Consider the following 13,138-nt stretch of genomic DNA (forward strand, 5'->3'; position numbering starts at 1 on the left):
CTCTCAGGTTATCCGTGGGTAATTGGTGCAGAAAAAACGCTAAGCGCGCTTTAACTTGCCTAGCAGTTGCTGCAAATTATCATCGAGCGGCGCTGAAACTCGCATCACCTCATCGTTTTCAGGATGAATAAACATCAACTCTGCCGCATGTAAAAACAGTCGCGTCAGCCCCAGTGCGCGCATACTGTCATCGAAAGCCTGCTCGCTGTATTTCTCATCACAGGCGATAGGATGTCCCATATATTGGCAATGCACCCGAATCTGATGAGTACGTCCTGTCACAGGGCTCGCCTGCACCAGCGTACAACCTTGATAACGCTGTACAATTTTAAAGCGCGTTTCCGAGGGTTTGCCTTCGGCATTCACTCGAACGATACGCTCGCCCGACTTAAGCGTTAATTTTAATAGTGGCTGTTTAACCACTTTATCCTGCGCTGACCACTCACCTTTGACTAAGGCCAAGTAATCCTTCTGCATCTTTTTTTGACGCAGTTGATCGTGCATATGCTTAAGGGCACTGCGTTTTTTCGCAACCAGTAACACGCCAGAAGTATCTTTATCCAGACGGTGAACCAGTTCTAAAAATTTCTGTTGCGGACGTAAGGAGCGCAGCGCTTCAATCACACCATAATCGACGCCACTGCCACCATGTACCGCAATCCCCGCAGGCTTATTCAATACGATCAGATGATTGTCTTCATGCAAAATACGGTCTTCAAGCTGTGACACTCTGCTCAAGTTTGCCGAAGGCGCGGTGCGATTATCCTGCTCAGCCATTCTGACCGGCGGTACACGGACCACATCACCCATTTGCAATTTGTACTCGGGCTTAATGCGTTTTTTATTCACCCGTACTTCGCCCTTACGGACGATACGGTAAATCATGCTTTTAGGAACGCCCTTTAGCACTGTGATTAAAAAATTGTCGATTCGTTGGTCGAGGTGGTCTTCGTCAATCGTGATCAACTGCACCTGTAGCTGTGGAGATTCTGTATTCATGATGTGCCATCTGCTTAAAACGGCGGCCATTGTACAACACTTAAGAAGAATTGTGCCTTTCCATTGCTGAATTTTTTGATTATTGCTATATTTCACCAGCGATTAGGGATAAGCCGTGAATAAAGTGTTCACAAGGTCCCAGTCCCAAGTGAAAAGCTTTATAGATTAAAAAAGATTTTCTTGATAGCAACTCATTGATTTGCAAATCGTATACTGAGTAAAAATACCACAAATGCGTTTTTTACGATTAAATCGAGAATCTAACCTTACTTTGACTAGGTTTATCTAAAGTTTTTCTCACCGATTTCGAAATATATTTTAACTTGTCGTCAGACAAACCGATTCGACTTGGGCATTACCGGAACGAAATGAAAGAATTTATGGGGTTGGTTGATGTTTTACAACGAATTCCTTGTTTTTGTAATCATTAAAAAATAAGCCATAAATAGGATGCGACACGCAGCGACTGCGTCTAACAGTAATGCGCACCTTGCCTAGCCACCAGCCGTGAGGCTTCGTTGACCTACTGCTAGGCCCGTAATGCAGCGAAACGCGATTGTTTGATGACCTCCATTTAAAGAAGAATGACGTCATCATGAAACGTATGTTAATCAATGCAACTCAATCAGAAGAGTTGCGTGTTGCCCTGGTTGACGGGCAACAACTGTACGATCTGGATATTGAAAGTCCTGGTCACGAGCAAAAAAAATCCAACATTTACAAGGGTAAAATTACCCGCGTAGAACCCTCTTTAGAAGCCGCTTTCGTTGATTATGGTGCCGAGCGCCACGGCTTTTTACCGCTAAAAGAAATCGCCAGAGAATATTTCCCTAAAGGTTATTCTTTCCAAGGTCGCCCAAACATCAAAGAAGTCGTCAGTGAAGGACAAGAAGTTATTGTTCAAATTGACAAAGAAGAGCGCGGCAATAAAGGTGCTGCACTGACGACCTTTATCAGCTTAGCGGGTTCTTACTTAGTCTTGATGCCAAACAACCCTCGTGCTGGCGGTATTTCTCGCCGTATCGAAGGTGACGAGCGCACCGAATTAAAAGAAGCCATGGCCGATTTAGAGGTCCCAGCGGGTATGGGGCTTATCGTGCGTACCGCGGGTGTTGGCAAAGAATCGACTGAACTGAAGTGGGACTTAAAAGTTCTACAGCACCACTGGGCAGCCATTACCGAAGCCGCGCAAAGCAAAGCGGCGCCTTTCTTAATTCACCAAGAAAGTAACGTGATTGTGCGTGCAATTCGTGATTATCTGCGCCGTGATGTGGGCGAGATTTTAATCGACCACCCACGTATTTTTGAAGAAGCCAAACAGCATATCGCACTGGTACGCCCTGATTTTGTTGAGCGTGTAAAACTCTACGAAGCCGAAGTGCCATTGTTCACTCACTTCCAAATCGAGTCGCAAATTGAATCGGCATTCCAACGTGAAGTGCGTCTGCCATCGGGCGGTTCGATTGTTATCGACCCGACTGAAGCTTTAACCTCAATCGATATCAACTCTGCCCGCGCAACTAAGGGCGGCGATATTGAAGAAACCGCATTAAACACCAACCTTGAAGCCGCCGATGAGATTGCCCGTCAATTACGTCTGCGTGACTTAGGTGGTCTGGTCGTGATCGACTTCATCGATATGACGCCTGTGCGCCATCAACGCGAAGTTGAAAACCGCCTGCGCGATGCCGTGCACCACGACCGTGCCCGCGTGCAATTAGGTCGTATTTCTCGCTTCGGTCTAATGGAAATGTCGCGTCAACGTCTGCGCCCTTCGTTAGAAGAATCAGCTGCGCATATCTGCCCTCGCTGTCATGGCCAAGGCACGATTCGTAGTACCGAATCTTTAGCGCTGTCGATTCTGCGTTTGATGGAAGAAGAAGCGATCAAAGAAAACACCTCACAAATCGAAGCCATAGTGCCTGTCGATGTGGCGGCCTTCCTGCTGAACGAAAAACGCAAAGCGATTCGTATCACAGAGCAACGCCATGATGTGGAAGTCTATGTGATCCCAGATCCGCACATGATGACTCCTGATTATCGTGTGATTCGTCACCGCACCGACGATGAAATCGATGAATCCAGCTACAAGCGCATCGAACAGCCAGAAGCCAAGTTATACGAGCCCCGTAAACTGGAACGTACTGCTGCGCCAGCGCCAGCCCTAAAAGGCTTTACTGCGCCACAGAAAGTGGAACAAGCTGCTGCACCAGTGGCTAAAGTCGAAGCTGCTGAACCAGGCTTCTTCAGCAAATTGTTCAGCGCGATTGGTGCCTTCTTCAGTTCAAGCGATAAACCTGCGGCTGAAAAGACAACAGAAACCAAGAAGCCTGATAGCCAAGCGGCCAATGCGAACCGTCGTAACCGTCGTAATGACACTCGTCGCACTCGCAATAACCAAGATGCAGATAAAGCCAAAGATGGCACCCGCGAGCCACGCACGCGTAATGCCAAGAAAGCGGCCGATGCACCACAGGCTCAGGAACGTCCAGCTCGTGAAAAAGACGAGAATGCAAAACGCACTAAACCAGAGCCTAAGAGCCGTAATCAAGCACCTAAAGATGTGGTTTCCGACGCTCAAGACGAAACACCAAAGCAAGAAGTGGCCCGTGAGCGTCGTCAGCGCCGTAACATGCGCCGTAAAGTGCGTATCGACAACGCCAATGAAACCACTGAAGCGCCAATTCAGGAAGAAGCTGTATTAGCCGAAGTGGTAGCAGCCAATGCTGAGGTTGCAGTGGAACCACAAGCAGAAACAAAAGCGCCGCGCTCACGCCGCCAGCCACGCAAAGAAGCCGCAGTTGCCAATGAGACAACTGAAGCAACTGATGCGGTTAGCCAAGTGGAAGCAAATGCTGAAGCCGTAGCTGCTGAAGCGCCTGCGGTTGAAAACAGTGCCGAAGCCCCTGCCGACGTAACGGAAAGCGTTAAGACAGAAACAGAGACCGATGCAGATAACGCAGAAGTCAATGCCGATGCGGATGATAAAGCTAAACGCGAATCTCGCGATGGACAACGTCGTAGTCGCCGCAGCCCACGTCATCTAAGAGCCGCGGGTCAACGCCGTCGCCGTGATGAAGACGAGCAAGGAACCTCTGCACCTGCGCAATTCGTACCAAACGAAGCTCTAGGTGAAGCTCAAGACTATCCTGCTCCTGCAGCTCAAACCGCAGATATCGCTGAAAAGACTGAAACTAAACCAGTCGAAGTCGCACTGGAGTCCACGGCTACCCCAACTGCACCTGTAGTAGAAACGGTCGATGTCGCTATTTTTGTGGCTGAAACAACCAGCCAGGACAGTTCAGTCGCTGACACTGTTGCTACCGAGCAAGTGACAGATGTCAAATCTGAAGCTATTGCAACAGAGGTAGCACCAGAGACTGTGGTAAACAACAAGGCAGAAACAATTGTTAAGTCTGAAGAAGTTGCTGTTGAGCCAGCTAAAGCAGCAGAAGCCGTTGTGGTTCAAGCTGAAACTACAGTTGCTCAAGCTAAAGCTGAAACAAAGGCCGAGTCTGTAGAAGCGGTAACGTCTGTAGAAGAAAAAGCCGAAGTGAAAGAAGCCGTAAAATCAGTGGCCTCTGCCCCAATGGCAAAACCAGCCCCCATTGTTAAACCACAAGCTAAGCCTGTTGTGACACAAACCACCGCAGTGCCCGTTGCAGAAGCCGTAGTGAGCAAACCAAAAGCGGCTAGTCGTTTTGGTTCAATGGTGTCATCAGAGATGACTAAGCCAACGGTAGAAGTCAGAACACAGGTAGAAGTGCCAAAAGGCCGCGAGTATGACAATACCGCCACAGCCGAAGCCGCTGCACCTAAACTAAAGCAAAGCAATAGCGCCGAATCGGATATGGCTCGCCCATAATCCCCAAGGCCTTGTGAAAAAAGCCATGCACTTGCATGGCTTTTTTATTTTCAGCTAATTAAGCCATATTTAAGGTTTAGCTCAATCGGCTTTTTTGCTAATATTCGCGGCTATTTTGCCAACCCTAACCATTAACAGAGGTTTCATGTTCGATCTCTTTCGCCACAAAACATCTAGCCATAAAGCCGATATTCTCTCGGGTCTGACAGTCGCACTTGCACTAATTCCAGAAGCCGTTGCCTTTGCCTTTGTCGCCAATGTCGAACCTATGGTCGGCCTCTATGCAGCCTTTATTATGGGATTAGTGACAGCCCTGATCGGTGGGCGTCCAGGCATGATTTCGGGCGCAACAGGTGCAATGGCCGTGGTTATGGTATCCCTAGTGGTTGAACATGGCGTGCAATACTTATTTGCCGCAGTGGTGCTGGCGGGGTTAATCCAAATCAGTGCGGGGGTCTTTAAGCTGGGTAAATTTATTCGCATCGTACCCTACCCTGTAATGATAGGTTTTGTGAACGGCCTCGCCATAGTGATCTTCTTAGCTCAACTCAGCCAATTTAAAGTGAAAGATGCGGCAGGAAATTTAGTCTGGCTCTCCCAAGAGCCTTTGGTGCTAATGCTGGGACTAGTCGCACTGACCATGGTGATTATTTACTTCCTCCCTAAACTGACTACCGCAGTCCCCTCATCCTTAGTCGCCATTTTAAGCGTGACAGCCATTGTTGTAGGTTTTGATCTAGACACTCGTAACGTGTTGGATTTTCTGAAAACCATGAGTGGTGATGAGCACGCCACGATCGCAGGCTCACTCCCAAGCTTTGCCATTCCTGAGGTGCCCTTTAACTTTGAGACTCTCTATATCATCCTTCCCTATTCTTTCATTTTGGCCGCAGTCGGGTTAATCGAGTCACTGTTGACCTTGACGGTTATCGATGAGATGACCAATACCCGTGGACGTAGCAATAAAGAATGTATCGGCCAAGGTGTGGGTAACATTACTAGCGGCTTTTTTGGTGCCATGGGCGGTTGTGCCATGATTGGTCAATCTATGATCAACATTAACTCTGGTGGACGAGGCAGATTATCGGGTATTACTGCGGCTATCGGCTTACTCACCTTTATCCTCTTTGGCGCATCCTTTATCGAAATCATTCCACTAGCAGCCCTGGTTGGTGTGATGTTTATCGTTGTGCTTGGCACATTTGAATGGGCAAGCTTTAAGTTTATGGGCAAAGTGCCTAAACATGATGCCTTCGTGATTGTGCTCGTCACCACAGTGACTGTATTTACCGATCTCGCCTTTGCAGTCTTTGTGGGGGTAGTCGTATCCGCACTGGTATTTGCATGGCAACATGCTAAACACATTAGTGTGAAAGTGACTTCAAATAATTTGGGCTGGAAAGTCTATGAGCTTAATGGCCCACTGTTTTTTGGCTCAGTGGCTAGTTTCCTCGAATTATTCGATGCATCACAGGATCCGCAGGATGTAGTGATCGATTTTAAGCATTCTCGCGTAGCCGATCATTCGGCGCTAGAAGCCATAGATACACTCGCAGAACGTTATGTGGCAATGGGGAAAAAGCTGCATTTAGTGCATTTAAGTGCCGATTGTAAAGCCTTGCTTCACAAAGCAGATGATCTGGTTGAAGTCAATCTGCTTGACGATCCCCACTATAAAGTCGCGGACGATAAGCTTGACTCATAAATGAACTCCCAGTTCATTCCAACATAAAAGTACACACCCGCGGTCTAAAGCTTAGCTTAGCCATATGACCGTGGGTTTATTGTTATATACAGCGCATGATTGTATGTGGCCAGCGATCTGAAGGTTTAATTATCACCTCAAAAGATTGTCTATATAGGTCACAAACAGAAGTAAATCAGAAAGAATTCAGGCTAAACAAGGGTAAGATAAAAAAGCAGAAAAACATAAAAACAGCACAAATAAAAAGAGCCATGGAATAAACCACAGCTCTTAAATCCATTGCTATTAGCTCTAGGCTAACAGCACTGAAAATTAACCGATTACGGTTACGTTTTCAGCTTGAGGACCTTTTTGACCTTGAGTCACAGTGAAAGACACTTTTTGACCTTCGTCAAGAGTTTTGAAACCGTCAGAGTTGATTGCACGGAAGTGAACGAATACGTCTGGACCAGATTCTTGCTCGATGAAACCAAAACCTTTGTCAGAGTTGAACCACTTAACTACACCAGTAACTTGAGACATGATATAAATCCTGTAAATAAAAAATTAAAGCCTTAACGGCGGTGGAGCTGGAAAATGCCGGTATTACTTATGTTTACAGGACGAACTGGTCGTATTGAACACATAAATATAAGCCCAACCTTCAAGCTAGTAAAACTATAAACCATTCTAAAGATAAGTCAACACACTGCGACACTTTGAAAAATTTATTTAAACCAAGCCAATTTAAGGTTTTGCTACCGGCTCGCAGAACGGCATGTTCTTACGGCTTAAGCATCGACAGTTAAGCATTTTAAATAATTTATTTCAATAGGTTAAAATCAATCTCTAGACTGAAATGCGATGAACTTCAATCTGAAAATCTAATTCGCAACTTAACCCCCTTAGAGCAAATGCTTGCTTTTGTTCCGCAGAAAATTTCCAAGCATAGGGGGTCATTTCAAGAAAATGGCTAATGTCTTGGCTGTTATGAAGCTCAAGTTGTGACCTAAGCCGCTCTTGATGTAAGCAGTCGAAGCCTTCTACCTTTGCATCTGACTCTGGATGTAATCTAGGTTCGGCATAAATTTGCTGCTTCAGCGCAAAGTGATGTAAAGGTCCTGGTGACACAGTGATCAGAATCCCTCCAGGCGCCATGATCCGCTGTAATTCTTCCACCTTTGATGGGGCATAAATGCGAATTGCCAAATCGATACTATTGGATTGAATGGGCATTTCGTAGGCGCTCGCCACACAAAAGCTTAAGTTAGGATAACGTTTGGCGGCATATTTTATCGCCGATTTAGAGATATCGACGCCTTGTAGTTGGCAAGGATGATCGGCGGCCAGTGTATTGTATAGACGATGGCTGTAATAACCCTCGCCACAGCCGATATCGAGGATACGCAGAGCTTGGCTAGCATACTGAAATGCCAATTGGTTTACTCTGTCGCTTAAGCTTTGATAATAACCGGCATTTAAGAATTCCCTGCGAGCCAACATCATCTGCTGATTATCACCGGGATCTTTGGAATTTTTCTTCTGCACGGGGAGCAGATTCACATAGCCTTCTTTGGCCATGTCGAACTTGTGTGCCTGCGGGCATCCCCAGGTTCGTTCAGTCAGGGTGAGCGGTAAAGCACACAAAGGACATATATATTGCATTGGTTAACTCTTAAATGATTGGAATGGCTAGCTTAGGCCTCATCTTCCATGAGTCGCTCCACCATTTGTAGTAATTCTGGGGAGGCGAGCAGCTCAAAACATTCGAGCTTCCTTAAGGCTTTATCAATGTTCAAACCGTCATTGGCGGCACGACTGAAGTTGGGGCGCTCGAACATATGGGTATAAGTACGAAACAGCCATTGACGTTTTTGTTGCAACAAGGGATCGAGTCGCACTGCCTCTTCGGCTAAACTGGCATGACAGAGTCCCAGCTCCCCCCGCAAAAACGCTTGCAACTCAAGCCGGACTTGCTCGATCTCAGTCAAGCACACGGCGAGGGATTCGGCAGTGGCATTATAGTCATATTCCCGCGCTAAAATCGCTTTCGCCATCATTAGCACTTTAGGCTCGTGTAATCCCCGGACATCGGATTCGAGTGTGACTAACTCAAACTTAGATGTCGATTGCAGGGACAAAGCTATTCCTTCGGGCACATCCACTTTAATGGAAATTCCAGACCGCAGCTCCTGGGCGCAAAATTTAGGTGCCGTACCCAGACGAGGATAAAGCCGAACGCCTTGCCCTAAATGCCGTAAAGTCGATGCAACAGAGCTTGTGGTTCTAACCACTGCAGCATTGAGTTTGAGTCCCAAAATAGGTTGAAAGCGGACAGCAATTTGCGGCAGCGGTGTTTCTAACACCACAATCAACTCGAGCAATGGTCCCCCCATCGCCTCAAGCACAATAAAGTCGCTAATATTGCTGGGCAAGGTTAAGGTCAGCGTCGAGGTCTGCCCGACGTCGAGTACCATAGGTTCATTAAGATATTGATGATGCATATGACTGATTCCCTGTTCAAGGGGGAATTGTAACTGCCAACCAAGGTAAAGATCACCTATTAAGCGTTTATCTTTTCGATATAAATTTCCAATCTCGGTTTTTGCTAATGAATATTGCGGTGAGTTTAAGTGTTAAGATGCTATCATTCGATAAAACCGTCATTTGATTGAAATTATGTATACAGCATCTCAGCCAAGTATTTTTTGGCACGATTATGAAACCTTCGGAGCCAATCCGGCCAAGGATAGACCAGCCCAGTTTGCCGGGATCCGCACAGACTTAGATCTCAATATAATCAGTGAACCCGAGACCTTTTACTGTAAACAATCAACGGATTACCTCCCCTCGCCCGAAGCCATTTTAATCACAGGGATCACGCCACAATTAGCCAATTTAAAAGGATTACCAGAAACCGAGTTTATGGGACGTATCCATGCACTCTTTAGCCAACCGAATACCTGTGTCGCTGGTTATAACTCACTACGATTTGACGATGAGGTGACCCGCTACGGTTTCTACCGTAACTTTATCGATCCCTATGCCCGCGAATGGCAAAATGGCAATACTCGATGGGATATCATTGATTTAGTAAGAGCTTGCTATGCCTTTAGACCCGAAGGGATCCATTGGCCATTAAAGGAAGATGGTTCACCCAGTTTTAAGTTAGAGCACCTGACCCAAGCTAATGGCTTAAGCCATGAGAAAGCTCACGATGCTATGTCAGACGTCTATGCCACCATCGCCATGGCCAAACTGATTAAAGAAAAGCAACCTAAGTTATATCAATACTATTTTGAACTGCGCCGTAAACAAGCCGTGAGCGCACAAATCGATGTGTTGAATATGCAGCCACTTGCCCATGTCAGTTCCAAAATCAGTGCTCTACAGGGTTGTACAACCCTCATTGTCCCCGTTGCCCACCATCCAAGTAATAAAAACGCCATTATTTGCGTTAACTTAGCCATGGATTTAAGCCCGCTGTTTGAGCTGGATGTTGAGCAGATAAAAACGCGCATGTATACACCTAGGACCGAACTGGCGGAAGATGAATTACCTATTCCTGTCAAACAAGTTCATCTTAACAAATGCCCTTTTATTACCTCGGCCAAGATTTTGGATGATGCCCAAGCAGAAAGACTCAATATCGATAAAGCCTTTGCTAGAGAACAATACAAACGCTTAAAGACCCACCCGGAATTGCGAGAAAAACTGGCGCAACTATTTGAGCATGAAGGCGAATTTTCAGCCACAGATCCTGACTTAATGCTGTATTCGGGTGGATTTTTTAGCCCTGCCGATAAAGCCAAGATGGAGATTATTCGCCATACCTTGCCGCAAAATTTAGCGGCACTGGATTTACAGTTTGATGATGGACGGATTCCCGAGATGCTATTTCGCTATCGGGCACGCAACTACCCCGAGCTACTTGATGACCAAGAAGCCCAGCGTTGGCGCACCTTCTGTCAGCAGCGCTTGAGCGATCAGGATTATTTACTCAAGCTCGAAAATCTACTGCAAGATACCGAGGGCGATGAGCACAAACAAAAGCTACTCGCGGCCCTATGTCACTATCTACGCGGACTCTAAAGCGCAGAATAGTAAATCGCGTAGCAGCAGATAACTCAACAAGATAAGAAAGTCATTTAACGCCAGACTGATAACTTTTTTCAGCAATAACCTAACTGGCGTTAAATTTAAGCTTAAACGCGAACTAACTCGCATTTATACTGTAACAAAATTACTAGAATGTTCTTCCATGAACTTAACAAACAAGGAGTCGGGAAATGCAAGATAGATTTATCAGAAGCATAACCCAGCTGCCAACCCCATTGGCTGACGCATTAATTCCCCTGTTACATCAAAACTTTGCGGGACATATCGATGCACAGCAGCTGGCAGAGATAGTCCAAAGCAGCAAAATGACCGAAGCCGAAGTATTACTGGCGCTGCTGCCTATCGCCGCCGCCTTGGCGAAACCACCTATCAGCGAGTTTTATGTCGGTGCGATTGCCAAAGGAAAAAGTGGCGACATCTACATGGGCGCCAATCTAGAGTTGCCCGGCGAAGCCCTATTTCACTCAGTGCATGCGGAGCAAAGCGCAATCAGTCACGCTTGGTTAAGTGGCGAGAGCCAAATTGTCGACATAATAGTCAATGCCAGCCCCTGCGGTCATTGCCGTCAGTTTATGAATGAACTCGTTGAGGGTGGCCAGATCAAGATCCATTTGCCATCGCAAGACAGCCATTTACTGTCCTATTATCTGCCCTACGCGTTTGGGCCAAAGGACTTAAATGTGCAGTCGCCCTTACTGGCCAAGCAGGAAACCGAATTTGCCCTCGATAGCAGCGATCCTATGGTGATTGAGGCGTTAGATCATGCGGGCCTAAGCTACGCGCCTTATACCCAAAGTTACGCCGCTGTGGTACTAGAAACCTCAGATGGCGCAACCTATTGTGGTCGCTACGCTGAAAACGCGGCGTTTAACCCCTCCATGCTGCCAATGCAGATGGCCTTGTCGAATCTCACTCGGCATAACCGCAATTTTGGCGAAATCCGCCGCGCCATGTTGGTTGAGTCATCACAGGGGAAAATCAGCTTAGTGGGCGCAACCATGGATGCCTTACACGCTGTGGCCGCTATTGAGCTTGAGCATATAGTGGTCGACCCAGTCTAAAATATTCCAGCGGCGCTTTGGCATTAGTACTGCTAGGCGCCGCCTTTCTTACTCTTACTTGTAGATAACCTTAATGAACCGTTTTACGGCTTAAAGGTTTGCGCTTCGTTTTGCCTCGAACACCGCTTTACGCTCGGCCATCCTTAAGGAACAGTCATAACGCTCTGCCTGTGTCATGGCGCTCCACGCTAAAATCTCATCCAAATGCCTAAAACAACCCATACAGATATCTTGTTGATCGAGACAGCAATTTCGCACACAGGGATGTTCGAGATGATTATTCTGACCAGACCGCATATTCGTTGCCCGCAGGCTCAAAAAAATGGAAACGTCGTCCACCCGGAAAGTTAAAAATATCCGTACTTATGCTGCCGCCAGCCGCCTTTACAGCCGCTTGAGTCTTCTCTAAATCCTTACTGTATAAAACAATCAATGGGCAGCCTCTCTCCAGGTTAAAAGTCACCTCAGCCTGATAAAAACCACCTGTGATCCCCACATCAATAAAACAGCTGTATTGCGGGCCGTAATCCTCAAACCGCCAACCAAATACTTTATTAAAGAAGGCCTTGGAACTGCCAATATCTGTGGTGGGGATTTCTAAATAATTAATGCTGTGATGCTCCATAACCTTCCCTGCTAATAATGAGTAATCAAAATATAAAGGGAGCCAAAGTTCCCTCCAAATATGTTGGCTAATCCCAGATTAACCTTGTACCAGGGCGGCGACAAGTCCAATAGCGCCACCAAACACACCGCCCCACACCACGAGCCAACCTAAATGCGTCTGGATCATCTCCTGCACTATCTGCTTAACCATTTGCGGGGTTAATTCATTAAGGCGTTGCTCAACGATATTGGCGATCTTCGTTTGCAGATCGGCCATCACATTCGGTTGTTCAATCTCTTGTTTCAATAAGTTGCGAAACTGCTCACTCTGGGACATTTCCACCAATGCAGCTTTCATCTTGTCGATAAAAGGTTCTTTTAGCGGCATTAACGCCTCTGTGCCGCCAAACATGGATAACATTCCACCGAAGGAAGATTGGGCCACTGTGTTAACCAAGGCATCGAAGGACGGCGCTAAGTCTACTTTATCAATCACAGGTGCTAAATCGATTTGGCTAATGCCTTCTTTTTCTGATAGAAAACGGTCGATATTCTCCGTAGTAAAAAACTGCTTCATCATAAGATGCGCAATGCCCGCTTTGAACTCTTCAAAACGAGATGGCACCACGCCCGAACCATATAAACCGGGGACCTTCTCAAACAACATATACACAGCAAGCCAGTTAGTAATCGCGCCAGATAAGGCAAACAAACCGACATTAAACAGAATGGGTAGGCTCAATGCGTATCCCAATGCCACGCAAATGGCTGCCAACACATTTGTCACTAAACTTTTATTCAATC

At 46.6% G+C, this 13,138-nt stretch carries 11 protein-coding genes; 4 read left to right on the plus strand and 7 right to left on the minus strand.

The window, feature by feature from the left end:
- Positions 1–39 precede the first annotated feature (39 nt).
- Positions 40–999: a 23S rRNA pseudouridine(955/2504/2580) synthase RluC gene (rluC, locus tag ACK5NH_RS03635; protein WP_416917830.1), complete on the minus strand. Its 960-nt coding sequence runs from the start codon at positions 997–999 to the stop codon at positions 40–42.
- A 595-nt stretch (positions 1,000–1,594) separates the two neighbouring features.
- Here rluC and rne point away from each other — a divergent pair.
- Together rne and ACK5NH_RS03645 are read left to right on the plus strand one after the other, a co-directional pair.
- On the plus strand, positions 1,595–4,864 hold the full coding sequence (rne, locus tag ACK5NH_RS03640) for a ribonuclease E (protein ID WP_416917831.1): 3,270 nt from the start codon (positions 1,595–1,597) through the stop codon (positions 4,862–4,864).
- Positions 4,865–5,009: 145 nt separating this feature from the next.
- Entirely contained in the window at positions 5,010–6,569 is a 1,560-nt protein-coding gene (locus tag ACK5NH_RS03645) for a SulP family inorganic anion transporter (protein ID WP_416917832.1), read from the plus strand.
- A gap of 312 nt (positions 6,570–6,881) precedes the next feature.
- On the opposite strand, the gene ACK5NH_RS03650 is transcribed toward ACK5NH_RS03645, so the two are convergent.
- The 3 genes from ACK5NH_RS03650 to ACK5NH_RS03660 form a co-directional block, all read right to left on the minus strand.
- Positions 6,882–7,091, minus strand: a complete 210-nt coding sequence (locus ACK5NH_RS03650) for a cold-shock protein (RefSeq protein WP_011072720.1) — start codon at positions 7,089–7,091, stop codon at positions 6,882–6,884.
- Between the two features lie 306 nt (positions 7,092–7,397).
- Positions 7,398–8,213 carry a 23S rRNA (guanine(745)-N(1))-methyltransferase gene (gene rlmA / locus ACK5NH_RS03655; RefSeq protein WP_416917833.1) on the minus strand — a complete coding sequence of 272 codons (816 nt, stop codon included), beginning with the start codon at positions 8,211–8,213 and terminating at the stop codon, positions 7,398–7,400.
- A 32-nt stretch (positions 8,214–8,245) separates the two neighbouring features.
- Positions 8,246–9,052: a hypothetical protein gene (locus ACK5NH_RS03660; protein WP_416917834.1), complete on the minus strand. Its 807-nt coding sequence runs from the start codon at positions 9,050–9,052 to the stop codon at positions 8,246–8,248.
- A gap of 175 nt (positions 9,053–9,227) precedes the next feature.
- Between ACK5NH_RS03660 and sbcB the strand changes: the two genes are divergently transcribed.
- On the plus strand, positions 9,228–10,640 hold the full coding sequence (gene sbcB / locus ACK5NH_RS03665) for an exodeoxyribonuclease I (RefSeq protein WP_416917835.1): 1,413 nt from the start codon (positions 9,228–9,230) through the stop codon (positions 10,638–10,640).
- Positions 10,641–10,837: 197 nt separating this feature from the next.
- Positions 10,838–11,728 carry a cytidine deaminase gene (gene cdd / locus ACK5NH_RS03670; RefSeq protein WP_416917836.1) on the plus strand — a complete coding sequence of 297 codons (891 nt, stop codon included), beginning with the start codon at positions 10,838–10,840 and terminating at the stop codon, positions 11,726–11,728.
- A 90-nt stretch (positions 11,729–11,818) separates the two neighbouring features.
- Here the strand turns inward: cdd and ACK5NH_RS03675 are convergent, their stop codons facing one another.
- The 3 genes from ACK5NH_RS03675 to ACK5NH_RS03685 all read right to left on the minus strand — a co-directional run bounded on the left by ACK5NH_RS03675 (position 11,819) and on the right by ACK5NH_RS03685 (position 13,136).
- Positions 11,819–12,025: a DUF1289 domain-containing protein gene (locus tag ACK5NH_RS03675; protein ID WP_416917837.1), complete on the minus strand. Its 207-nt coding sequence runs from the start codon at positions 12,023–12,025 to the stop codon at positions 11,819–11,821.
- Positions 12,006–12,353 carry a VOC family protein gene (locus ACK5NH_RS03680; RefSeq protein WP_416917838.1) on the minus strand — a complete coding sequence of 116 codons (348 nt, stop codon included), beginning with the start codon at positions 12,351–12,353 and terminating at the stop codon, positions 12,006–12,008. The genes ACK5NH_RS03675 and ACK5NH_RS03680 overlap by 20 nt, the downstream gene beginning before the upstream one ends.
- Before the next feature lie 78 nt (positions 12,354–12,431).
- Entirely contained in the window at positions 12,432–13,136 is a 705-nt protein-coding gene (locus ACK5NH_RS03685) for a DUF445 domain-containing protein (RefSeq protein WP_416917839.1), read from the minus strand.
- Positions 13,137–13,138 lie beyond the last annotated feature (2 nt).

The organism is Shewanella sp. (genome assembly GCF_047975355.1).
In the GTDB taxonomy this organism is placed as follows: Bacteria; Pseudomonadota; Gammaproteobacteria; order Enterobacterales; family Shewanellaceae; genus Shewanella.